Here is a 24,847-nt window from a genome sequence, read left to right as displayed (position 1 = left end):
CTGAATTAGATGAGAAGAGGGTTCCTTTTGGAGCCCTTTTCTTTTATTAGTCTTATTGACAAAGGAGAGAAATTATGAAACGTTTTGGAGCGGCATTACTATCCACACTGGTTCTTACTTCTGCGTTTGCCAATCTTGCAGGAGCTCAGTCAGGTGATATAAAGGTTATTATTAACGGTGTAACTCAGCAATATACACAATCTCCAGTAGTTAGTCAAAATACAACCTTGGTGCCTCTTCGTGGTGTTTTTGAAAGCTTGGGAGCGCAAGTGGAGTGGGACAGCAAAGCCAAAAAAGTAACAGCATCTAAAAATGACGATACATTAACTTTAAATATTGGTTCTAAACTTGCTTATAAAAACAGCAATCCGGTACAGCTTGATGCAGCAACTCAAATTCAAAAGGGGCAAGTACTCGTTCCTTTACGTTTTGTGAGCCAATCATTAGGCGCCAAAGTAAATTGGGATCAGAGGACACGAACAGTTACTATTTCCAATCAAGCTAATGGTAGCACTACTGACGCAAATAGCTTGTCTAGTAAGCCACTCGCAGCTCCTGTGACCAAAGTTACTTATGATACCTACTATAATGACTCCTTGACCTATGTTGATGCAGTTAAACTGGCTATAGCCGATAGTACCTCAGTTAAAACAGCAGAAACGACTATTGACCAAACAGGTAAAATTATGAAAGAAGCTGGCAAGAATATTGACTTTGTTCCAGCTGAAGCAGGTGATGAAGGTCAAGATAAAGCTTTTAAAGGCTATGCTCAAACGAATCTAAATTATGAGGCTGCTAAGAAAAACTTAGATATGACCAAAGAGGGTATTGAATATAATGTGAAAGATCTTTATAACAAGCTCCTTCAAAAGCAAAATGCTGTTAAGCTGGCTGCATTGAATATTGAAGATGCTGAGCGCAAGCTTAAAGTTGCACAAATCAAGAGAGATAATCAAATGTCGAGTGATTATGAGGTTACTCAAGCAACTAATCAGGTGACCCAAAATCAAGCTGCTTTGGAAAAGGCAAAAAAAGATCTGGATAGTGCTTATGTGTCGTTGAACCAAGTGATTGGCTACAAGCCAGAACAACGTTACGAACTCAAGGATAAGCCTGTCTATTCTGAATTTAAAGATAATGTAGAGACAAAAGTAAGCCAAGTACTCACTAGTAGTACTGCTATTTGGTTGAGTGAGCAAAAAGTGGACTTGGCCGAACTGAGCTTGAAACTTTATAATTTCAATACTGCAGGAAATACCCCTTATGAAGCTGAACAACTTAATGTTGAAAAAGCTCAGTATGCTACAGAAGGTACAAAGAGACAGTTAGAAGAAGCTGTGAGAACAATTTATAACAATATCAAGGCATTGGAAAGCCAATACTCACAGATCCAAGCTGGTTTGGTGAGTGCAAAAAGCGCGGCCGATATGGCTAAAAAGCAATTTGATGTTGGATTGGCTACTGAGCTTCAGGTTTACGAGGCTAATTTGAAAGTGACTACTGCTGAACAACAAGCGGAAGATATTGTGTCAAGTATTGATACTTTGAAGCTGGCTTTCAATAAGCCATGGGCTATGCAAGGTTCCGCTGGAGCAAGCGCGCAATAATTTAAGCTTACCTATACTTGTTATAACTGCAGTAGGAGGTTTTCATGAAATCACGCTATAAAGTATCGTTGGCTGCTGTTTTACTTGGAGGAGGAATTGTGGCTGGCTCTTTGATGAACAATTCAGTTAATGGAGCCTCCAGTTCTGGACAACCTGGAACAGCTGATGATCCAGTCGTAACCAAAAGCTATGTTGACCAAAAAATTGCTCAGGCCATCAAAGGTGGGGGAACTGCAAGCAGCACTAGTAGTAAAACAACTAGCCCGACTGCGTCAACAGCAAACTCCACTACTTCCAATACAACATCTTCAGTAACCTCTAATGCAGCTAAAAGTTCAACGGTGGAGCAGACAGAGGCGTTGAAGGTTGTTGATGTAAAGCCTGGTCAGAAACTGATTGCCAATGCTGGGGCAGAATTTATTTTACGTAATGGAAATGCTGTTGTGTACAGCATGGATGCCAGTGGTGCTATTGATATTACTTCTGGAACTGAAATTGTTCATAACCAGGCTGTCGAAAAAAATCATTTATTATCGTTTCCTAGAGAAGGAAGAGGTATTCAAGTAAAAGAAGGGCAGAAGTTTGGTCTAGTCGTTATGGTACGAGGCGGCTATACTGTTCAATAACTGGTGTCTATCTCTTTTTAAGGTACTCTTTTTCTTAAATACTGCTTGGGATAGCAAATTGTTCTTGGCTAAGTTGACTTTAAACACTGCACACTAACTTCATGAAAAATAATTCATTGAGTGGAGGGTGCATACGATGGCGTCAAGAAGTCAAAGACGATTAATTCCCGAAAGCCGTGCGAGGTTAGATGATTTGAAGTATGAAATTGCTGCCGAGTTTGGGTTACCTGTTTATAATCCTCAATATGCACATATACATCCAAATGCTGACAGTGAATTTGCTGCAGAATTAGGGGATTTTACAAGGAATCAAAATGTAGAGTGGCGCGATTTAACTTCAAGACAAAATGGTTCCGTTGGTGGAGAAATTACTAAACGATTGATACAATCCGCTGAACGTAGCCTGTCTGAATTTGGTACATTATAAATTGTAATTATTGATATAGATTTTAAACAAATAGTAGGTATAAACTGGAGCTATTTACATGTGGATCATAATGGTTCGCATGTAAACTCACTTCATTTTCGAATTTTGTTATTTGGATGACATGAATTGACACCTTGTTTTAAATAGGATATCATGGCATTTGAGGCTTGTACGCAACCTTTTCCTACCGGAAAAGGTTCATTTTTTGTTAATCAGGTGTAAAAGATATCTTCCGTCATTTGTTGAGTTGAAGGTAACTGAATAATGCCATGCCATGTTAGGATTTATTAAAATCCTCATGTATTTTAATTGTGGGAGGTTGAAATTCATGTCTGTAAAAGGTCGTCATTTGTTCACGTCCGAGTCTGTAACAGAAGGCCATCCGGATAAAATTTGTGATCAGATATCCGATGCTGTATTGGACGCCTTTTTGGCTAATGACCCTAATGCACGGGTAGCATGTGAAGTATCGGTAGCTACCGGTCTCGTTCTCGTCATTGGTGAAATCAGCTCCAAATCGGAATACGTGGATATTCCATCCATTGTTCGTAATACGATTAAGGAAATTGGTTATACACGTGCAAAATACGGTTTTGACTATAATACTTGCGCTGTATTGACTTCTTTGAATGAACAGTCGCCAGACATTGCTCAAGGGGTTAACGCTGCCCTGGAAAGCCGTGATCCTGCTGAAGTAGATAAGGAAACAGAAAACATTGGGGCTGGTGACCAAGGATTAATGTTCGGTTTTGCTACGAACGAAACACCTGAGCTAATGCCTCTTCCTATCGCTATGTCTCACCGTATTGCACGACGCTTGTCTGAAGTGCGTAAGGATGGAACGCTGAATTACCTTCGTCCAGATGGTAAAACTCAAGTAACGGTAGAATATGAAAATGGAAAACCTGTTCGTATTGATGCTATTGTGGTTTCTACGCAGCATGCAGAAGATACAACTTTGGAACAGATTCAAGCAGACATCAAGGAAAAGGTTATTTTGCCAGTTGTTCCTGCCGAATTGCTGGATGAGCAAACCAAGTACTACATTAATCCAACAGGGCGTTTCGTTATCGGTGGTCCTCAAGGGGATGCAGGTCTGACAGGCCGTAAAATTATTGTGGATACGTACGGTGGTTATGCACGTCATGGCGGGGGAGCATTCTCGGGTAAAGATCCAACAAAAGTGGACCGTTCTGCTGCTTATGCTGCTCGTTATGTAGCGAAAAACCTCGTGGCAGCTGGATTGGCTGACAAGGTGGAAATTCAGCTTGCTTATGCCATCGGTGTAGCTACGCCTGTTTCGATTAACGTCGATACATACGGCACAGGAAAAGTCAGTGATGAAAAACTCGTTGAACTGATCCGAAATAACTTCGATCTTCGCCCAGCAGGTATCATTCGAATGTTGGATCTGCGACGTCCAATTTACAAGCAAACAGCTGCTTATGGCCACTTTGGACGTACAGATCTGGATGTACCGTGGGAGAGTGTAGATAAAGCGGAAATTCTGAGAGAGCAAGCGGGGTTATAATTCTCGTAAGTTATCAGAATAACGCATTAACCTAAAAAGACTGTTCATGCTATGCATGAGACAGTCTTTTTTTGATATGCTCTGCTATTAATTATGAACTTGCCATAGTGTACTTAATTTCACATCACTATTCGGATATCGGTGCGAGACCCAATAAATTTCTGAGTAAATGACACACCTTTTGTACTTCCTTATATTGCTCCAAATACGCAAAAAGAGCTTTTAAGAGACCTTTTTGAGGGTTCGATTTCAGAGCCTCTTCCTTTAATTGAGCGTAAATTTGCTGACACTCCTGTTTCTCCTCTGTGCTCCACGAAGAAAGCAGTATACTGTCTTCCAGGGAGTGGAGCAGGCCGTTAATTTGACGACCTTGGTCAAAGGGATTACTTAGTGCGCTCTCGGGTAACCAGCCTTTTTTGCTCCAGAACAAATGTGGAGCGGAATCAGCACTGCTCAGGCTGGTTGCCAAGGAACTGGATAAGAAGATGATAAACTGTGTTAGATGCTCAATCGTTTCATCATTCATCCGATCGGCAAAGAAGCGAATATATTCGAACACAATGCTTTTCAGTACAAAGGTTATATCCCATGCATGATCTTCAATGCCTGGTCCAAAAATATCAATTAGGCAGTCGTGAACCCATTTGTACAATTTGTATTCATGCTGTTCAAACGCACCATTGAGTTGTTCATTCTGAAAAATAAGCATGGAAGGCTCAGGAAGATCCATCATGAGATACACTTTGTTTTCAACGAGATTTTTCAAATAAAGTACAATAAAACCGTGCAGTTTATCGTGCTTAGAAAGATCAGGTTTACTGTAGAGAGCCCGGATGTCTTGTTCAATGTTATTCTCCAGAATGATACACATTTCCAAAGGCAGTTCTTCTTTCCCTTGAAAGTATTTATAGAAGGATGCCTTTGCCATCCCACTTTCTTTGGCGATTTCCTCAACAGATGTTGAATAATAGCCTTTTCTGGAGAACAGCCGAATGGCCGCCTGTAAAATATCATTTTTTTTACTTTCCATACATACTTCCCTCCAGGAACCAACTCGACAGCATGCGGATTTACCACTTCATACATTACAAAGGTTGGTCACGTGTAATAACTGTGTGCTGCTGTTTTTTGAGTTGTCGGTGCATCTTGTACTTGGCCATGATCATATACAAGGACGGCACCACAAACAAAGTTAACAAGGTCGAAAATAACAAACCGAAAATAACGGTGAACGCTAGTGGCTTAAAGAGCAGGCTTCCCAATAGTGCTAAGGGAATCATACCTACAATGGCAGCCAGGGAAGTCAATAAAATCGGTCTGAAACGAGCAGCGGCTGCTTGTATTACGGCTTCCTTTAATTCCATTCCTTCATGTCTTGCATCCTCGATAAATTCAATTAAGACAATCCCATTCCTCACAACAATGCCCGCAAGTGCGATAATTCCCATGATGCTCATAAAACCGATGGGCATACCAGTCAGAAAAATACCAATTATCCCGCCGGCTGCTGCTAGGTACACGGTTGTCATAATAATAATAGGAATGGAGAGTGAATAAAACTGCATCGTGATCAAGAGTAGAATGAGTAAGACTACAACGATCGCCAGCTTCCCTAAATCCGCAAATATGGTAGACTGATCGGATGTTTCACCGCCTACCTCCCATTTATAGCCTTCAGGGAACTTCATTTGTGCCAGTTTGCCTTCCACATCTACCATGGCTTCGCTTGCAGTTCGTCCGTTCAAGTCGGCTTCGACTGTAATCGTCCGCTCCATATTGTAATGCTTGATTTGCTGAATAGCAAATGACGGCTTAATCTGTACTAGCTGGTTTAATGGAATTTGCTTTCCGGCTGCATTCACTACACTTAGTTGTTGGAAAAGCTTACTTGGCTCCTCGTTACTGTGATTCAAATACATTTTGATATCTACCAGACTGCTTCCAGTATCGAATTGACTGACTTGAGCTCCTTCTTTTAACAGAAGAAGGGTACGAGTCAAATCTGTGTAGCTTACTAAATATTGATCCATGGCTTGTTTGTTGACCTCAAGCTCGAGGGCATATCGTTCAATTCCTATGTCATCTACGATGCCCGTTGTGCCCTCTACTGTCGCGATCTGCTCCTTTGCTTTTTGGGCAAGGGTTTGCAGTTCATTCAAATCCTGACCTGAGATACGAATAGAAACGGGTTTACCTACTGGAATCCCAAGACGGGGAACATACATGGTAACCGTGACGCCAGGGTAGGATTTCTTAACATGTTGTTCCCAGGCATCAACTGTCGAATTGAGATCGAATACGTTCTCTTTTCCGACGATAGCAATCTGACCTACGGTTTCGTTATAAGTAATATTTCCACCCATGCTATTAATGTCACTAAACAGTTGGGGAGCAGTCCCTCCTGCACTGTAAACGACCTTGGAAGTTTCAGGTTGCTTCTTGATCCAGCCTGCAAGATCTTTAACGACCTGATCGGTTTCCGCAATGGAAGTGCCTACAGGCATTTTTACATTTAGTGCAACATGAGGGTCTTCTGATTCAGGGAAAAGCTCAACGGATGTAAAGGGAACTAATCCATAAGCAGCTGTTCCAAGCATGAGTCCAACCATAGCCGTCAGCAAGGGACGCTGAATGACTTTAGGCATCAGCTTTTGTGAATAAAGCTTGTTTAAAGAGTGAATCTGCTGACCGAGCAAGCCTACTGGTTTTGATTTCCCCTGAGGATGACGAGTCTGTCTGCGCTTTTCATACCATTCTCGAAAAATAGGGATGATCGTGAGGGACATGATCATAGAGGCTAACATGGTCAGAGAAACAATGGCGGGAATGGGTCTAATAAAGGCACCTACATTTCCGGGAAGAAACAACAGTGGAGCGAAAGCTGAGATGGTGGCCAATGTTGCAACCAAAATAGACAGCATGACCTCTTTGGTACCTTTTACAGCTGCAACGGAGGGTGATTCTCCTAATTCCGTAAGTCTGCGCTCAATATTATCGTTTACCACTACAGCATCATCCACGAGTATGCCGAGTACAATGATCAGACCGACAACGGAAATCTGATTTAAAGTAATGCCGAACATAGGTAGAAAGATAATGGCAATCGAAACCGAAATAGGGATTGCCAGCGCGACAAAAGCAGAGGTGAGCAAATTCAAGCCCAACATACAAACGAGAATAACAGCCGCAATTGCCAGAATCGTTTCACGCTTTAAGTCGTCAAAGATATGGTTTACCTGATCCTTTTGTGCAAAGAGAGTCTGTAAGTGAACACCTACGGGGAGTGTTTTCTCCAGCTCTTTGAGCTTGGTATTGACCTTTTCGCTCATAGAGGGGATGTCTGTGCCTGTTTCCGCTCCAATACTTAGCGTAATGGCCGGTTTACCCTCTACATAAGCGAAATATTCTGCCTCAGGATGTGCCAGCTCAGTTGTTCCAATATCTCTTAAATAAACAGGATTACCTTCCTTTGTACGTGTCAAAATGACCTGATTTAATTCGTCAGCTTTTTCGGTCTCACGAACAATGAGTTGATAGGTACGTCCGTTGTATTCAATATTACCGGTAGGAACTCGATCGATCTGAGATTGGATCGCTTGTGCCACTTGTCCCCACGACAACTGATATTGCTGGAGCTTCTGATTGTCGATACGGACACGTACTTCTTGGTCAGGAAGACCATTGAATTTGACACTGGATACGCCGGAAATCGTATTAAGTTGATCTTTCCAGGTGGTGGTCAAATCATTTAGTTTATACAGTGGTGCAGATGAGTCGGCGGTCAGGGCATAAGAGCCGATAAACGAGCTGGTCAGCTTGTCATTTACAACAGGCACCTCAGCACCTTGAGGAAGATCGGCTTGTGCATCTTGCACCTTTTTACGCATATTATCCCAAACTGTCTGAGGATCCACTCCATTTTTGGATTCGATTAGAATAGAGGAGAATCCGTTGCCAGAAGTCGAATTAATCGTTTTAACACCTTCAACCTCCTTGATGCGTTTCTCCAGCTCTTTAGTTACGGTTTGTTCTACCTTTTGTGGCGAAGCACCGGGGTAAACGGTTGTGACCATAGCATTCTGTATGGTCACGTCTGGCATTTCCTGCTGTGGTAACTGGAAAAAACCGAAAGCTCCAACTACAATCAGCATGACAAAAAACAGCAATGTTATTTTTCGCTTTTTTACGATGTACTCAATCATGGACGTCCGCCTTCCTCCGACTGAATCGCATTTCCATCAAACAGGGATTCTGCCCCTTTAATGACAATACGTTCTCCTTCACGAAGCCCGGATACAATTTGCAATTGATTATCTACAACCTGATTGCCAAGCTCCACAGGGGTTCTAACCGCTTTTCCTTGAATATCTTTGAAAATAAAAGGCTTGCTTCCCGTATTGATGACTGCTTCAGCAGGCACAAGAATACCATTCTTGTCTGTCACCTGATGCGCAGCTTTAATGACCTGGCCGGGTAACCAGTCTCGCTGTGGATTGGCAATGATAATCTCTACGTTAACCCGCCCCGTATCGGTGCTGGTTGAAGGATAGATGTTGGACACCATACCATGACGAGTCTCATCATAGAGTGCCACCTTCACCTGTTGTCCCTTTTTCCAATCCTTAATTTCACTGTCTGGTACGGGAAGGAGTACTTTAAGACGGTCGGTGGAGCCTATGCGATAGACGGCTTGGCCCGACGCGACCAAATCACCTGTATTCACGATTTTGTCTAAGATTACGCCGTTCACGGGAGAAGTTAAACGGGTGCGTGACAATGCCAGCTCCGCCTGGTCCTTGGCGACAAGGGCCTTTTCGTAGTTGGCACGTGCTTGTTTCTGGGAAGCCTCTGCTTGTTCGCTGGCTGCAAGAGCTTTAGTTTTACCTGCAATCGCATCCTGAAAGGAAGCTTGGACAGATTGATGCTCTTCGGCTGTGGCCCCTTCCAGCAAAAGAGATAAGGAAGCTTTTGCTTGCTCCAGATTTTGAAGAGCAGCAGTTGCATTCAGGCGGGCGTTCTCGTTATCCGACGCGGTAGCTGCACCTGCCTCAAACAGCTTTTGTGTCCGCTCGCTATCCGTCCTGGCCTTGTTATAGGCGCTTTGTGCCTTATCGACAGTGATTTGTGCTTGCTGTTTTTCCTGAGCGCGCGCACCCTTGTTGGCCTTGCTGACATTTGCACGAGCACTCGTAATACCTGCATCGGCGGATTGAATGGCAGAGGCAGCTGCCTGTAGGTTAGCCTGTGCGTTATCTATACCGGCTAAAGCTTCTTGGATAGAGGCCGTTGCCTGTGCAACCTGTAGCCTGTAGTCAGCATCATCTAGACGGGCAATGATTGCCCCTTTTTGGACTAGAGTGCCAGTAGTGACCTCTGCGCCGGCGACGATCCCTCCATTTTGAAAGGCCAGTGTACGTTCTTCATAAGCCTGAAGGGTGCCTGACAAGTCATAGGCGGTATGGAGTGGTGTATTTTTGACGATTGTAGTGCGCACAACGGTCGGCTGTGCGGATGAACCTGAAGCAGCATCTTTTTTTTCGGTAGAACATCCGGCAATTGCGAGGCTCATTGATAAGGTGAGCATGATGATGGCCCGTTGTTTATTCATGATTATCCTTCCTTCCGATAGGGTCATAAAATCGAGTTTAAACTAATTGGTTTAAAATGAACTCATTAGTCCATGTGTATTATAGTGCGCCTATATTGCATTCGTCAATTCACTGTTTTGGATTTTATGAATTAGTTGGCGGAATTTCGGAACTTTTGCCTTTATAATAAGTCTATTAACATAAGAGGATTTTTTTGTTTATTGGTAGAGTACATGTGCGGATTAATCCGTTTGAATACAAAGAAGATGGGAGCTATTATCCAAATGTTTTTAAGTAATAGAAAACAGAGCAAAGTGAAAGTAGATGGCAAAGGAATTGCTAAAAGATGGGCTGTTTTAACGCTGGCAGGAGTATTATGGGTCGGTCCGGTTGCCGGAACTGGGGTTCTAGTCCCGTTAAATAATTGGATATCTGCGCCAATCGCGAGTGCTGCCTCCGGTTCAACGGTAAAATTGGGTGAGGAGATCATTACTTCGGGCGCAACATTATTGAAATATCGTTTTAAAGGGTCCAAGGGAACAGCGCTGGCTGATATCGTTCGAGTAGACCTGCAAAATCCGTACGTAAAGCTGGATGTCATGACTGGGAAGAACGGACAGTTTACGACCCGTCAGAGTACAGGCGGTATGGCAAAAGAGACCGGTGCGGTTGCTGGTGTGAACGGGGATTATTTTAATACCTCTAGCGAGGGAGCACCGATCGGTGGACAGGTGTCCAAAGGGGTGTTGATGTCTACTCCCTCTGATTTAACAGGGATGTATGCCTTTGCAGTAACGAAGGATGGCTCACCGATGGTTGAGCAATTTACTTTTGAAGGTACAGTAAAAGCTGGTGATGGGTCTTCCTTCTCTTTGGCAGGGATGAATAAGGCTTCGTACTCGCCTGAGACGAGTGGGAGCAGCTATAGTCACTCCAATGCTATGTATATTTATACATCTGCTTGGAAAGCAATTGAACGACCTAAAAACAGTTCGACAACGCCTACTGAAATATTGGTACAAAATGGCGTGGTTACGCAAGTCTCCGAAAATGCTACATTGAATATGACTGTTCCGCAGGATGGCTATATTTTGCGTACACACGGTAAAGCAGCGGATTATGCCAAAGCGCATCTGACTGTGGGACAGACTGTAGAAACGAACTATCACCTTCGTGTCAAATCGACAGGGAGTGAAGTAGATCCTTCCAACCTACAAATGATGATCGGTGGACATACCATATTAGTAAATGACGGACAGAAGACTTCGTTCTCCCGAAGTACGACAAGTATAGGCGGGACGCGTGCGCGTACGGCTTTGGGATATTCCCGTGACAAGCGATATACCTATGTCATCGCCGTTGAGAAGAATGGGAACAGCGTTGGTGTATCCTTGAGCGAGCTGCAAACATTGATGAAAGATATTGGTGTCTGGAAGGGGATGAACCTCGATGGTGGCGGCTCTACCACCATGGTAACTCGTGATTTGGGAGATACGACAGCAGGGCTTACATTCAATACAGAATATGGTACAGAGCAACGTAGCATCGTAAATGGAGTGGGAGTATATACCACTGCTCCTAAAGGAACGCTCAAAGGCTTTACCATCAAGGGCAATAAAACGCTGCTGATTGGTCAGAGCGGAAGTTACTCCTTCAAAGGCTACGACAACTACTACAATCCATTTGATACCTCGAAAGTACAAGTGACGTGGAAGTCCAGCAACCCAGCTGTTGTGTCCGTGAGCGGCGGTGTTGTGAAGGGAGCCAAACCGGGAACTGCTACTTTAACTGCATCCAGTGGCTCAGCTAGTGCGACAACCAAGGTCACCGTGCTTGGAGCAGATGAAATTTCATCACTTACTGCAGGAAGTGGGACAGGCTCGCTTACTGCAGGAGCTAAAATCGCAGTACCGATAACGGCCAAGACGAAAGATGGACAGAGTGTCAGCATTACATCAGATGCGCTCAAATGGGAATTCATCGGCTTTAAGGGAAACGTTAAGGACAATCAGCTTACGGTAAATACAGTGGATGCGGGTGTGAAAACAGGCTATGCTATTGGTCGCTACGATGGTTTCAGTGCGGTTGTCTTCCTGTCCGCTGGCGGGGCAAGTACAAATAACTGGGAAAACTTCGAAAATGTTTCGTATCCGGTTGATTTCACTTCAAATGTGGAAGGTGTTACCGGTACAGCGGCTGTTGTACAAGGGGATGGAGACCATGCCAATTCCAAAGTGCTGGAGCTAAGCTACGACATGACGAACGGCAGTGGCAAAATGTATGCTTACGCTCAATTAAATGGCACATCCGGGAAGACGTTGGAGCAGGCAGCTACATCCATCTCGATTGATGTCAAAGGGGATAAGAGTCTGAACTGGCTGCGTGCGGAGCTGGAGGATGCTCAAGGCAAAACGGCATACATTGATCTCGCCAAAGTGATTGACTGGAACGGCTGGAAAACGATTAACGCAGATATGAGCAGTTTGAATATTTCCTATCCGGCGAAGCTGAAACGTCTCTATGTGGTCAATGTAGCCGAGGGTCAGGATGAGCGCGCTAAGACAGGTAAGGTCGCTTTTGATAATATCTCTTTTAATACACCGGGGACGGTCGGCACAGAAGGACTTAAAAAGGGAACAGCTCAGATGACGATCGGTCAAAAATCAATGACGGTAAATGGAACGCCAACAACGATTGATGCAGCTCCGATGACTCGCAATGGTTCGACATATGTTCCAATTAAGTATGTGCTGGACGCATTTGGCGGACAAGCCAAATGGAATGCGGGCGATCAGCGGATCACCATTATGCGCGGTGGTGTGCTGATGGATTTGACTGTAGGAAAAAAAGAAGTGATTCTAAACGGAAAGCGTCAGAGCACTGAAGTTGCACCTATTGTACTGGGAGGCAGGACTTTAGTCCCATTAAGACTGGTGTCTGAACAGTTAGGAATGACTGTAAAATGGGAACAAGAAACGAAGACCATCACCCTCCAGTCATGATATGGTATGATATATACTTGAAATGCTAGGATTGGAGTAGAACATTTGTGGACTTTCAAGCCGATATCATAGACCGAGTCATTAAAAATGCCATCCAGGTGATGGAGAACAGCAAATATCAGATGTTCGAAATATTGGACACGGCCCGGACCGAACTGGTTACGTTAAATCAAGAGCTTCAGAGCGTATTGAAGGAAACGGCAGAAACGATCGAAAAAGTGGACCAGCTGGAAATGAACTATCGGCGGTCCCGAATTCGGTTGACTGAGGTCAGCCGTGATTTCGTCCGTTACTCGGAAGAGGATATCAAACAGGCTTATGAGAAGGCGACACAGCTTCAACTCGATGTGATGATTTTTCGCGAGAAGGAAATGTATCTCAAAGCCAGAAGAGATGATCTTCAAAAGCGGGCCAAAAGTGTCGAGGCTTCTGTCGAGCGGGCCGAAACTATCGGTTCGCAGATGGGGGTCGTGCTGGAATATTTATCGGGTGAATTGGGACAAGTGACGCGGATCATTGAATCGGCCAAAAATCGGCAGTTTATTGGTCTGAAAATTATTTTGGCTCAGGAAGAGGAGCGTAAGCGCATATCCCGTGAAATTCACGATGGACCTGCGCAACTCCTTGCGCATCTAGTGCTTAGGACGGAAATTGTGGAAAGAATGATCGCCAAGCAGGAATTTAAGATGGTTCAGGACGAAATAGTAGACTTGAAGAAACAAGTTCGCTCCAGTCTTGAAGAAATGCGAAAGGTCATTTTCAACTTGCGTCCCATGGCCCTGGATGACCTGGGGCTTATTCCGACGCTCCGGAAATATGTGCAGGATTTTGAAGAAAAAACGAAGATTAGAGCGCTTTTTGAAACAAGGGGCAAGGAACACCGTCTCTCTTCCGCGATGGAAGCAGCCATTTACCGTCTGATCCAGGAAGCTTTGACTAACGCTGCCAAGCATGCTTACCCTACCTATGTGCTTGTGGAGATTACCTACCAGGCACAGCTTGTAAAAATTGTTGTGCAGGATAATGGTCTGGGCTTTAAGCCAGAGCTTTTTCAGCAAAAAAGCAAAGACCATGGGCATTTTGGTCTGATTGGTATGCGGGAAAGGGTTGAACTGCTCGAGGGGAGAATGGAGATCGAATCAGCTGAGAATCAAGGCACCAAGATAGTGATTCATATCCCAACCAACGTGGAAAAGGGAAAGGAGTAACAACATGGAAAATCAGGAAATGAGTAATGCACCCATTAAAGTTCTCTTAGCGGACGACCATCAGTTGTTTCGTGAAGGACTTAAACGTATTTTGAATATGGAGGACGACATTGAGGTCATCGGAGAATGTGGCGATGGCATTCAAGTGTTGGAATTCTGCAACGTAGAGAAACCGGATATTGTTCTGATGGATATTAATATGCCAATTGAAAATGGTGTAGAGGCAACTGAAAAACTACGGGAGATGTTCCCGGATGTCAAAGTGATCATTTTATCCATTCATGATGATGAAAGCTATGTATTCGAGACGTTGCGCAAGGGAGCCAATGGCTATCTGTTAAAAGATATGGAAGCCGAGTCCCTCATTAATGCTATTCGTTCAGTACATGAAGGATATGCATTTATTCATCCGAAGGTAACGGGCAAGCTTATTCAGCAGCTTCGTCGGATGACTTACCTGAATGAAACAGGGGCTATGGCGGAAGGTCATACTAAGGAAGCAGGCGTGAAGTTTGTCGCAGGTGAAAATAATCCGCTGACTCGTCGTGAAGCAGAAGTGTTACGTCTGATGGCCGAAGGCAAGAGCAATAAGATGATTGGTGAATATTTATTCATTAGCGAGAAAACGGTCAAAAACCATGTCAGCAGTATTCTGCAAAAAATGGAAGTGGATGACCGTACACAAGCAGTTATTAACTCCATCAAATATGGATGGGTTACGCTGTAAAGTGTAGTCTTTTCATGTATTAGACGATGCAGCTGCCTAGATATGAATGCTGTACCGCCTCTCTTTTAGAGCGAGATATCCGCTCGTATGGAAGTCCAGTACATAACCGTGACACCTCTTCCTGTTATACGGCATATATTGTCGCTATAGGAGGAGGTGGAACCCTCGTGACGGCTCACTTGGTTTGGATATTGCTTATATACGGTGTGGGAGCTGCAGTCGTGCATCTCATGTATATACGACAGGCGGTTCAGGCTTATCACAATGGCGAAGATGCTCACACGACATCGCTGAATCGTCGTGCGACTCGCTACATTGTGATTACATCCAATGATGGAGATCGTGTGGAATGGGTGATGCGTTCATTGAGTATCCTTGCCTGGCTACACCGGAGGCCGCTACATGTAACGGTACTGGATGATGAATCTATAGACGATACGCTACCGATTCTGACCCGGCTGGTGCGCTATAGTCATATGGATGTTTCAGTCATCTCATGTCGTTTTTCACCGGGGAACCCGGTTTTGCCGAAGTCAGGCGGTGAAAAACAGGTTGTTATTGATCTTAGAACAGCAAACCCGTTGGCGGGCGTCCCACTTGTTCCTTAGTGACAGGGATCTGTGGACATCGTGGTTAAAATCAGATATAAATATTTATAGACAGTTGCATATGCAAGACAATAGGGATTTCGTTGAAATCTGTTTGATGTGAAGCACACTTCAGGCTAATAGCCATGGAAGTGTGCTTTTTTGCTGTTCTCTGGGGTGATAAGAACTAGGAACAATGATGAATGAGAGGAGAGAACAAAGATGAAAATTGCAGTATATGCAGTCAGGTATAAAGGAAATTGGAATCTTCGATTATCTGTGGATATTCGAGTAGATATGACATGGTGGTGGTGTCAAGATAAGCACCAGGAGAATGCTGTCGAAAGGTGGGTGTTATTAGGAGACGAGCTTCCCTTGTCTTGGGGAGTAAGCCTGTGTGGAAGATTTAAGGAATTAGCAGATATGGAGCGGTGGGGGGATCGACAATGGTGGGCCTATACTCTTGCACAGCTAAAGAATGAGCTGGTTCTTGAGTCTTCTAATGGAGAACGGATCTTATCTGGAGGAGTAGACAATATATGCATTTGGGACCGGCACCAAGGGTGGGTTTCACGCACTCAACATGGGAATGAGGGACAAGAAACAATAGGAACTGTACGTTCTATTCAAAACCGGAAGCTCGCCACGGGAGTAAATGGATTGGATATGGAATGTTTAACACGACAAGCGAACGAGCTGACTCATTTGTTGGCAGGACGCCAGTTGCTTGTTCCTGAAGCTGAAGCATTGCTAGCAGAGGCAGCCCCGGATTTGGAGCATACTTGGCGTTCAGCTGCGCAACTTGCATATCTGCAAGGCCGACTCAGCTTTGCTGATGGTCTCGCTCCAGCACCACGTGCGCGCTGGTCTGCCGCGCGTAGACAGGAACTCCGCTGCAACCGTTGTGGCAGCGGAAAGGTGCACCGCACAAGCTGCGCATCGTGCGGTCGTAAGGCGTGCGCCTACTGCGAGACATGTCTGACGCTTGGACGCAGTCGTGAGTGCTCGTTGCTGCTGCGCGGTACAGCGAAACTTGCCATGCCGCGCACGGCAGAGGCAACCCCGGCGACGAATCTCGACCGCTGGGGGCTGAGCCCTGCGCAACGTGCCGCCGCCGAAGCAGCGCTGTGCTTTTTGGCCGCACCACCCGGAGGGGTGCGAAAATGCTCTCGCCCGGCAGGCCAATGGCAACGAGCGCGCGAATTATTCCGGCGCAGCATGCGTGCGCGCCAGGAATTAGGTGCTGCCGCTGCGCATGGCAGCACTCTTGCCCTCAACGAGCAGTCATCGCCCAAATCTGGCGAGCGTGCTTGGGAGATTGCTGGCCGGCAAGTACCCGATTCTGCGGCCGAACGATTTCTGCTCTGGGCCGTGACTGGCGCGGGCAAGACGGAAATGATGTTTCCGCTTTTACAGCATGTGTTGGAGCGCGGAGGGACAGCGCTCGTAGCAACACCGCGCCGTGATGTGGTATTGGAATTGGCACCTCGCTTGGCAGTTGCGTTTCCCCAGGTTAGCATGGTGACGCTTTATGGAGGGAGTACAGAACGGTGGCAAAGGGGACAACTGACACTGGCAACAACACATCAGCTGTTGCGTTATCGCCACTCTTTTGATTTGGTTGTAATTGACGAGATTGATGCATTTCCTTATCACAATGATCCAATGCTTGCCTTTGCTGCCCAAGCAGTATGTAAGCGGGAAGGAAAGTTTATTTATTTGTCTGCTACGCCACCGCGCCCCTTGCAGAAAGAGGCTGCACGTGGTCAACTGCCACATGCCAAGGTTCCCGTTCGTTTTCATCGTCATCCCCTACCTGTCCCAATTCGTTTGGGGACTCCTCCAGTGCATCAGTGGCTGCAAAAAGGTCAGCTTCCTGCTTCATTTGTTCAGCGCCTAAACGTATCCATTCAACGAGGGGCGCAGGTCTTTCTATTTGTGACACGAATCTCACATATTCAAGGTCTTGTGGAACTGCTGATTAGACAATTTCCTGATATACCTATCGCCGGTACCTCATCGCAGGATGAAGAACGAACCACTAGAGTGCGTTTATTTCGGGCTACTGAAATACGTGTGCTGGTCACAACCACTATTTTGGAGCGGGGAGTGACTGTTCCGCGGAGTGATGTGTATGTACTAGACGCGGACAGCAGTCTTTTTGATGAAGCATCCCTTGTCCAAATGGCTGGCCGCGCGGGAAGATCTAAGGATGACCCATGTGGTAGTGTTATTTTTATATCTCCTCAATGGACTAGTGGTCAAAAGAGAGCGATTAAACAGATTAAACGTATGAATGCATTGGCTCGGAAAAAAGGATATCTGAAATTGGTGAAGCACTAAATGCATTAAATAAAAAAAGTTTTTTTGGAAATGTGAAACCTGAAACAATGTCGGTACGTAAACTACCAAGAAAGGTGCATTTTGGTATGGAGATGTTTCCAAGAACCCGTTTGTTTTTGAATTGGTTATTCCATCGTCAGTCGCAAACATGTGTTGCTTGCGGCACTCTCACAGGTCATTTTTCCGAATTTACTGGGCTTTGTACTCATTGCTCGAACCAAATTCCTTGGGTTTACAACATTCGTTGTGCACATTGTGGACGTCCGACGTCTTGTCCAGATTGCGTCAGGCCCGACCGATTAGTGCGTTATTATGTATGTAATCGGAGTGCAACCAGTTATACGCCGAGGATGAAAGAATGGATTGGACAGTTTAAATACCGCGGCAATGAAAAGTTTGGCCCCCTGCTGGGCGAAATCATGAACCGTGCCTATCAGGCGATGAGACATGAGTTTGCAGGTCATAAATGTAATCGTTTCAAGCAATCTTTGTGGGATGTAGATATAGTGACCTGTGTCCCGGTAAGTGAAAAGAGGCTGACAGAGCGTGGCTTTAATCAGGCTGAAATTTTGGCAGAAGAGATTGCAAAGCGAAATAAGCTCCCCTTTCTACCTTTACTTGTTCGCCCGCAAGATACAGGCAAGCAAAGCTTTAAATCAAAAAATGAACGCATGAATACAATGAATAATGCATTTTCTGTTCACCCCAATATGATGAATTTGATGAAATCCTTTACTTTAAAAGCTGAATCTCAACGTGCAATGGAGCATATGCATTCCGTTACAATTTTGCTTGTAGATGATATTTATACAACGGGGAGTACATTGCAGGCGTGTGCACGTGTTTTGAGAGAAAAGGCATTAGAACGAGGAGTACATTTGGCTATCTTTTGCCTGACTCTAGCGAGATCGTGAGTCTAAATTTCTATTATATTCCATAATTTTATGCTTGAAACTATGAAAAAAAGGTTATAGTTCTTTTGAAAGAAGGATTAAATGATAGAGTATAAGCCTTTTAATCCGTACAATCAGCAGAATTTGACAACAAGCTAGAGAGAGGTATATAATAAAAATATAGAGACGAACAAAAAGTTAGGAAGTGAGGGATGAAATCAGAATATTTCAATTTAGAGGTTGATTTTTTTGGAAAAGAGGAGTACAATTTCTATCTGTTGATAGCTAACATGATTGGTAATAAGTGATCAGCTAACGACAAAAGAGCGGACATTGGGAGTGTCTCGCTCAGTAGTAAAGCAGTTAATTAAAATTTAAAGCTAAAAAGAGGAGAGAACAAAATCATGAAAAACGTAATGAAAAAAGTAGCAGTTTCTAGCATGTTGGCAGTTAGCTTAGGTGCAGTATCTTTGTTGAGTCCACTTGCAACAGGTCAAGTAATGGCTAAATCCAGCTCCGATGACGAAGTACAACAATTGGAAGACCAAATCATGAGAGAACAACAAGAAGCTGCACAAAAAGCATTTGAAGCTAAGTTCTTTAAAACTGAAACTACTGAGAACACAACAACTACAACACCTGTTCAATCGACAACAGAGAACAACAACCAAACAACAACCACAAAACCAGCAACAACTACAACTGAAGCACCAGCAACAACTGTAAAAACAATCATTGTAAATGTTCAAGAAGGTGACACACTGGCTTCTATTGCTGAAAAATACGGTGTAACTGTCGAAGAACTGGTTAAAATCAACAACCTGGTTAAAGTTGGCCAAGAACTGCAAGTGCCACAAACAAACACAAATAAATAATTAACATTATAAACTGTTTTATAAAATGTATTTATTAAACCAAGCGTTTGACTATAGTATACGGGAAGGCCTCTATTAAAACAATGCTTTTTTTGAATAATTATTTGTAAAATCGCTTGTTTTTTTTGGGCTGCAAATTTCCAATGGTACATCTAGCTTAATTTCAGATAGCTTATAAGTTGAAATGATGTTAGGTGTATGAGATTTATGAATACCCACACTCCATGTGCGGAGCATTCGTATGGACGCCGATCCCCCGAATTTATAGTATTTTCTTGATTGTGTTCGGGGCACAGGTGAACATGAATTCTTCTGAGGATTGTTTCGCCCGGTTTTCCCCTCATTTTATTTCTACATTTTAACCATATTCATATATAGCTGTTTAATGATAATGAAGCGCTGTTCCCGAGAATAACTGGAATGGCGCTTATTTTATTTTTTTCTCTAAAGTACGGAGTAATGTTTGACGATAAATACTCACATGTAATAGGCTGGATTAGAAGGGCTTATTTGCCTCTGCATTTTATGTTGTTGCATATTAATGTACATAGAAATGGGAGGATTTTTGTCCGTTGAATCTTCCCCTATTATAACTCTTACTATGATAACGTACGAAATGTGGAGTTGTGTTAAATCTAAAAAACTTTTTTTGAAATATTTGATAGACGGGGCTCTTCGCTATAAGGTAATGTAAGGATAAAAGCAATTAAAAGACCGGAAATTGGAAAGGGGCGCTACAGAGGATGAACTTGGATAACTGTCCTCGCTGTGGAAAGCTGTTTATTATGAATGTTAGGGGAATCTGTCAGAACTGTATTAAAGAAATTGAGGTTGAATACGAACAGTGTGTCAAACATATACGTGAGAATAAAGGTATTCATATGCATGAACTTTCGGAAGCTACAGGTGTCTCTGTTAAACAGATCACGACATTTATACGTGAGGGACGTATTTCCATTGCTAATGCGCCCAATATGACGTATCCTTGCGAGGTATGCGGGATACCGATTCGTGAAGGGCATATGTGCGATTCTTGTCGAACACGTCTGACTAAAGACCTGAATCAGGCCATACGCGAAAGTAGTAATCAGGATCAAAGTAATAATATGGGCTCAGGTACCTACAGCGCGATTGATAAACTTCGTGGAAACTAGTACAGGGGAATTAAATACGCATTCAGCTATTCAAAAAGTTTCAAATACCGCCGATAATCTTTATAGAGCTTATCGGTTTTTTTATTTTAGCAACCATGCCCAAAATAAAGAAGTAAGGCATAATACGAACCATGTTCGACGCTATGTCGTCTGATACATTCTGACCATATCAAATAACTAAGGAAGGTGGAAGTTATGAAAATTAACGAGACCAACCGCATCGGAGCTATTAATCCATATCAGCGAAATATTGAAACAGGACGCCAGGAGGAGCTTAAGAAGTCGCGCCGTAAGGACGAGGTTTCCATTTCTCCAGAAGCAATGGAAATGCTGAACCGCAGCAGTGATGCAGACCGCGTTAAGAAAATTCAGGAGCTTAAGCAGCAAGTAGCTTCTGGAACCTATCGTGTGGATGCCGATAAAATTGCAGAGAAGCTATTACCTTTCTTTAAGCAGTCTTCCGAAAGCTAGGTGAAGGATATGCCTTTAGAGCGTTTGATTGACGTGCTGGAACAGCTTAGAGAGGCGCACGAGCAGTTAATTGCATTAGGAACTCAGAAAAAAGAAGCACTGATATCAAATAAGGTTGAGCAGCTCATACAAGTCATGAATCAGGAATCGAAGATGTCCAGACACATTGAACAGCTGGATGATCAACGCCAGCAGGCAGCGTATGAATTTTTGCAGGAACGTGGTATTAAATCCAAGTTGAATCTTAATATTACAGAGTTGTCTCGTCTTGTGTTCGATGTAGAAGATAAGCAGCGCCTCCTTCAAATTCAAAAAAATCTTGCAGATACGCTTGGAGAATTGAAAAAATTAAATGAGTTGAATCAACAGCTCATAAAACAGGCGCTTTCCTATATTGATTTTTCCATTGAGAGTATGTCATATTATGCGGAATCTGAAGCGGTTTATCAGCGTCCAGCTGACAAAAGCACATCAGCTGTACGGGCGGGACTATTTGATACACGCGCCTAATTGAAGGAGGAAAATATGGTCTCAACATTTCATGGTATAGAAACAGCAAAAAGAAGCTTGAATACACAAACGGCGGCATTAAATACAACTGGACACAATATCTCAAATGCCAACACAGCGGGTTACTCCAGACAAGTGGTTAGTATGAAGGCTTCAGAATCTATGGAAGCTTATGGTTTGAACCGTTCTGTTGTACGAGGTCAAATGGGCACAGGGGTAGAATTCACTGCTATTGAGCGTGTTCGTCAGACGTTTTTAGATGACCAATATCGTAATGAAAACTCCTCTTTAGGTGGATGGAGTATCCGCTACGATACTTTGAATAAGCTCGAGACGATTATGAATGAGCCTTCTGACACAGGTATGCGAAAAGTAATGGACAATTTTTGGAATGCTTGGTCGGATTTAAGCCAAGATCCTCAGGACGTAACTAACCGTAAGATTGTTAAAGAAACTACGTTGGCTTTAACGGATGCCTTGAATCAAACAAGTAAGCAGCTTGATGCGCTGGAGACAGATTTAACTAGTAATATTACTTTAAAAACAACAGAAATGAATTCTCTTCTGCAATCTGTAGCAGATTTAAACGGCAATATTACCAAGTTGGAGTCTTTAGGGGATAATCCAAATGATTTAAGAGACCAGCGAGATTATGCGATTGATAAGTTGTCTAAACTAGCTAACGTGCAAGTTACCCAATTAGATAACGGATATCAAGTAACGGTAGCCGGACAAATGGTTGTAACTGGTAGCGAACTTACTCCAGTAACTGCAGACGGCCTTCAGGCTGCTTTTACAGGTGGCACCTTGACTGGCGGCGAAGTTTACGGAATGGTATTGTCACGTGACAGATATGTTGCGGATTACAAAAATCAGATGAATCAATTGGCGAATACACTGGCTAATGGAAATATTGAAGTGACCCTTCCTAAAGGTACTGTGCTTCCTGAAGGAACGGTGTTGAATACAGGACCGAATAATACAGCGGTTACCTACTCTAATGCAAATAATAACCGGACTTTAACAAGCGATTTGAAAGTTACCGTCCAAGGGATCAATGGCCTTCATCAGTTGGGTTATACAATTAGTGGCACAACTCCTACTAAAGGGGATGCCTTTTTCACCTCTAAAGATGGTGCTGCGATTACAGCTGGTAATATTACGTTAAATCCTGACATACAAAATGACCCTAATAAAATTGCAACTTCAATGCGGGTAGACGGAACGGGTACGACCGGTGAGAAGGTGATACTCGGGAACAATGCTTTGGCTATGGCTATGGCTAACTTGAAGAATGTAAAGTTTGATTTTGGAGCGGCTTTATCCAATCCAACGTCAGTGGATGACTACTTTAGCTCTATTGTCGGGCAGCTTGGGGTTCAGACTCAGGAAGCGGAACGTCAATCACAGAATGCGCAGCTCCTGACGGAGCAAGTAGATTTAAGTAGACAATCTGTCAGCGGAGTGTCTCTGGATGAGGAGATGTCCAATCTGATCAAATTTCAGCATGCTTATAGTGCGTCTTCTCGTTTTATGACGACATTCGATCAGCTGTTGGACAAGCTAATTAATAGTACAGGCCGTGTAGGACTCTAATTCTATTTTTGTTAGTAGGAGGTAGCGTATGGCGATTCGAGTAACCTCGGGGATGATGAGCATGCAAACGCTCAATAACCTGAACCGTAACTACAGCAATATGAATAAAATGGAAAACCAAATCACAACCGGACGTAAGCTCAATAAACCTTCAGATGATCCTGTAGGTGTAACTTATGCCCTTCGGTATAGATCTGAGTTAGCTTCTAATGAGCAATACTCCAGCAATGCAGATGCAGCCGTGAGTTGGTTAGATTTTACCGACTCTACTATGCAGCAGGCTGGAGATGTCATGAAACGGTTAAAGGAACTGACGGTTCAAGCCTCGAGTGAAACGGTTCCTCAATCTGGACTCGATGCAATTAAGTTGGAGGTCGATCAGCTTAAGGAACAAATGACCAATATTGGAAACAGCCAAATCCGTGGTAAGTATATTTTTAATGGCCAAAAATATGATCAGGCCCCCTATGAACTCACCAGTACCACGACTAGTTATGACCAAATTGATACAGATCAAGGTGCTGTAAATTATGCAATAGGGGATCAATCCACATTTCAGGTAAATACACCTGGGAGTGAATTTTTTGGAGCTTCAACGGATGCGGATAATGTTTTTAAAGTTATGGACAACTTGAGCGCCGCTTTAACAACTGGTAACTATAGCGCTATTAGTGTCCAGTCTGCTAATATTGAATCGCGTTTTACAAAAATGCAGGCTAGTTTGTCTGAGGTTGGTGCACGGACAAACCGTGTACAACTTGTGCAATCTCGTTTGGATGATAGAAATCTGAATTTAACAACCTTGCAATCTAAAACTGAGGATGCTGATATTGCAAGTTTGATGATTCAGGCAACCTCGGCCCAAACTATTTATGAGGCAGCCTTGAAATCATCTGCTCAGATCATGCAACCTTCTTTAATGGATTTTATGCGTTAGCCTTTAGAATCTTTGACATTAGTACTGTAGAGCTATGGATGGAAATCCGTAGCTCTTTTGTTGATTTTTAAGGAGGATAAGAAATGACCCGGAAATTGAATGAAATAAGATGTCGTGATGAAGAAGCGGTTTTTGTTTTTCCGAAGGGATTACCCGGTTTTGAGCATTTACATGAATATAAGCTACAAGAGCATAATGAATTATTCAGTATTTTGAGCGCCGTAGAAGAGGCGACAGTCACGTTTATTACAATCAATCCATTTGATTTTGTATCTGATTATGAGTTTGAACTATCCAATGATACACTTGCAGATATCGGTGTGACAGATCGAGAGCAGATTGAAGTTCGCTGTATTGTGACTTGGCATAGTAATAGGGAAAAAGTAACAGTCAACTTGCTTGCACCTTTAATTTTCAATGTAGAGAAGTCTATTGGCAAACAAATTGTTTTACAACATACTGATTATACTACAAGAGATGCATTGTGGCCGAAGCCAACACATGAAGAGCAGGGTGGTGAATCTTAGTGCTTGTTTTATCCCGTAAAAAAGGTGAGTCCGTTGTAATCCATAATGACATTGTTATAACTGTATTATCTGTTGAAGGTGATAACGTAAAGTTAGGTATATCAGCACCAAAAGATATAGATATATATCGCAAAGAAATTTTTGATGCAATTCAGGATAACAATCAAAACGCAGTTATGGACCTTGAAGCTCTTAAGACTGCCATGTTGGAAATGGGAGAGAGAAGCAAAAATTAGTG

At 43.5% G+C, this 24,847-nt stretch carries 21 protein-coding genes; 18 read left to right on the top strand and 3 right to left on the bottom strand.

The annotated features are described in order from the left end of the window. Positions 1-74: 74 nt before the first annotated feature. From MKX36_RS22770 to metK, 4 genes are all read left to right on the top strand, one after another. Positions 75-1,607, top strand: coding sequence for a stalk domain-containing protein (locus MKX36_RS22770; RefSeq protein ID WP_290409805.1), 1,533 nt, complete (start codon positions 75-77; stop codon positions 1,605-1,607). 44 nt (positions 1,608-1,651) lie between these two features. Further along, entirely contained in the window at positions 1,652-2,233 is a 582-nt protein-coding gene (locus MKX36_RS22765; protein WP_290409806.1) for a hypothetical protein, read from the top strand. Positions 2,234-2,369: 136 nt separating this feature from the next. Then, positions 2,370-2,660: an alpha/beta-type small acid-soluble spore protein gene (locus tag MKX36_RS22760; protein ID WP_016822907.1), complete on the top strand. Its 291-nt coding sequence runs from the start codon at positions 2,370-2,372 to the stop codon at positions 2,658-2,660. A 328-nt stretch (positions 2,661-2,988) separates the two neighbouring features. Then, on the top strand, positions 2,989-4,191 hold the full coding sequence (gene metK, locus MKX36_RS22755; protein WP_013373407.1) for a methionine adenosyltransferase: 1,203 nt from the start codon (positions 2,989-2,991) through the stop codon (positions 4,189-4,191). A gap of 127 nt (positions 4,192-4,318) precedes the next feature. On the opposite strand, the gene MKX36_RS22750 is transcribed toward metK, so the two are convergent. The 3 genes from MKX36_RS22750 to MKX36_RS22740 are packed head-to-tail and all read right to left on the bottom strand — an operon-like array spanning position 4,319 to position 9,799. After that, positions 4,319-5,221, bottom strand: a complete 903-nt coding sequence (locus MKX36_RS22750; protein ID WP_016822908.1) for a TetR/AcrR family transcriptional regulator — start codon at positions 5,219-5,221, stop codon at positions 4,319-4,321. 55 nt (positions 5,222-5,276) lie between these two features. Continuing rightward, complete coding sequence (locus tag MKX36_RS22745) at positions 5,277-8,393, bottom strand: efflux RND transporter permease subunit (RefSeq protein WP_340865764.1); 3,117 nt, start codon at positions 8,391-8,393, stop codon at positions 5,277-5,279. Beyond that, positions 8,390-9,799 (bottom strand): efflux RND transporter periplasmic adaptor subunit, encoded by a 1,410-nt coding sequence (locus MKX36_RS22740; protein ID WP_017427120.1) that lies wholly within the window; start codon positions 9,797-9,799, stop codon positions 8,390-8,392. The genes MKX36_RS22745 and MKX36_RS22740 overlap by 4 nt, the downstream gene beginning before the upstream one ends. 264 nt (positions 9,800-10,063) lie before the next feature. Here MKX36_RS22740 and MKX36_RS22735 point away from each other — a divergent pair, with 264 nt between their 5' ends. From MKX36_RS22735 to csrA, 14 genes are all read left to right on the top strand, one after another. Next, positions 10,064-12,781, top strand: a complete 2,718-nt coding sequence (locus MKX36_RS22735) for a stalk domain-containing protein (protein ID WP_290402578.1) — start codon at positions 10,064-10,066, stop codon at positions 12,779-12,781. Between the two features lie 47 nt (positions 12,782-12,828). Further along, positions 12,829-13,989, top strand: a complete 1,161-nt coding sequence (locus MKX36_RS22730) for a sensor histidine kinase (RefSeq protein ID WP_013373402.1) — start codon at positions 12,829-12,831, stop codon at positions 13,987-13,989. Positions 13,990-13,993: 4 nt separating this feature from the next. Then, entirely contained in the window at positions 13,994-14,716 is a 723-nt protein-coding gene (locus MKX36_RS22725) for a response regulator (protein WP_013373401.1), read from the top strand. Between the two features lie 167 nt (positions 14,717-14,883). Then, positions 14,884-15,324 (top strand): hypothetical protein, encoded by a 441-nt coding sequence (locus tag MKX36_RS22720; RefSeq protein ID WP_017427118.1) that lies wholly within the window; start codon positions 14,884-14,886, stop codon positions 15,322-15,324. 201 nt (positions 15,325-15,525) lie between these two features. After that, complete coding sequence (locus MKX36_RS22715; RefSeq protein ID WP_340865762.1) at positions 15,526-17,646, top strand: DEAD/DEAH box helicase; 2,121 nt, start codon at positions 15,526-15,528, stop codon at positions 17,644-17,646. A gap of 350 nt (positions 17,647-17,996) precedes the next feature. Then, complete coding sequence (locus MKX36_RS22710) at positions 17,997-18,560, top strand: ComF family protein (protein ID WP_290402581.1); 564 nt, start codon at positions 17,997-17,999, stop codon at positions 18,558-18,560. Between the two features lie 383 nt (positions 18,561-18,943). Then, entirely contained in the window at positions 18,944-19,414 is a 471-nt protein-coding gene (locus MKX36_RS22705) for a LysM peptidoglycan-binding domain-containing protein (RefSeq protein WP_290409812.1), read from the top strand. A 743-nt stretch (positions 19,415-20,157) separates the two neighbouring features. Next, on the top strand, positions 20,158-20,568 hold the full coding sequence (locus MKX36_RS22700) for a TIGR03826 family flagellar region protein (RefSeq protein ID WP_019688798.1): 411 nt from the start codon (positions 20,158-20,160) through the stop codon (positions 20,566-20,568). A gap of 195 nt (positions 20,569-20,763) precedes the next feature. Continuing rightward, a complete protein-coding gene (gene flgM, locus MKX36_RS22695) occupies positions 20,764-21,039 on the top strand; it encodes a flagellar biosynthesis anti-sigma factor FlgM (protein ID WP_016822917.1) in 276 nt (91 codons plus the stop codon). Positions 21,040-21,048: 9 nt separating this feature from the next. Then, the gene (locus tag MKX36_RS22690; RefSeq protein WP_107733835.1) at positions 21,049-21,549 is read left to right on the top strand and encodes a flagellar protein FlgN; all 501 of its coding nucleotides are present in this window, start codon (positions 21,049-21,051) and stop codon (positions 21,547-21,549) included. 15 nt (positions 21,550-21,564) lie between these two features. After that, positions 21,565-23,145 carry a flagellar hook-associated protein FlgK gene (flgK, locus tag MKX36_RS22685; RefSeq protein WP_107733836.1) on the top strand — a complete coding sequence of 527 codons (1,581 nt, stop codon included), beginning with the start codon at positions 21,565-21,567 and terminating at the stop codon, positions 23,143-23,145. A 28-nt stretch (positions 23,146-23,173) separates the two neighbouring features. Next, on the top strand, positions 23,174-24,082 hold the full coding sequence (gene flgL, locus MKX36_RS22680; protein ID WP_107733837.1) for a flagellar hook-associated protein FlgL: 909 nt from the start codon (positions 23,174-23,176) through the stop codon (positions 24,080-24,082). 83 nt (positions 24,083-24,165) lie between these two features. Then, complete coding sequence (locus MKX36_RS22675) at positions 24,166-24,609, top strand: flagellar assembly protein FliW (RefSeq protein WP_290409813.1); 444 nt, start codon at positions 24,166-24,168, stop codon at positions 24,607-24,609. Then, positions 24,609-24,845 carry a carbon storage regulator CsrA gene (gene csrA, locus MKX36_RS22670; RefSeq protein WP_290409814.1) on the top strand — a complete coding sequence of 79 codons (237 nt, stop codon included), beginning with the start codon at positions 24,609-24,611 and terminating at the stop codon, positions 24,843-24,845. The genes MKX36_RS22675 and csrA overlap by 1 nt, the downstream gene beginning before the upstream one ends. Positions 24,846-24,847 lie beyond the last annotated feature (2 nt).

Origin of the sequence: Paenibacillus sp. FSL W8-0439, from assembly GCF_038008995.1 — a bacterium.
GTDB classification, from domain to species: domain Bacteria; phylum Bacillota; class Bacilli; order Paenibacillales; family Paenibacillaceae; genus Paenibacillus; species Paenibacillus polymyxa.
The sequence above is the reverse complement of the archived record's forward strand: the minus strand, read 5'-3'. Positions and strand labels throughout refer to the sequence as shown.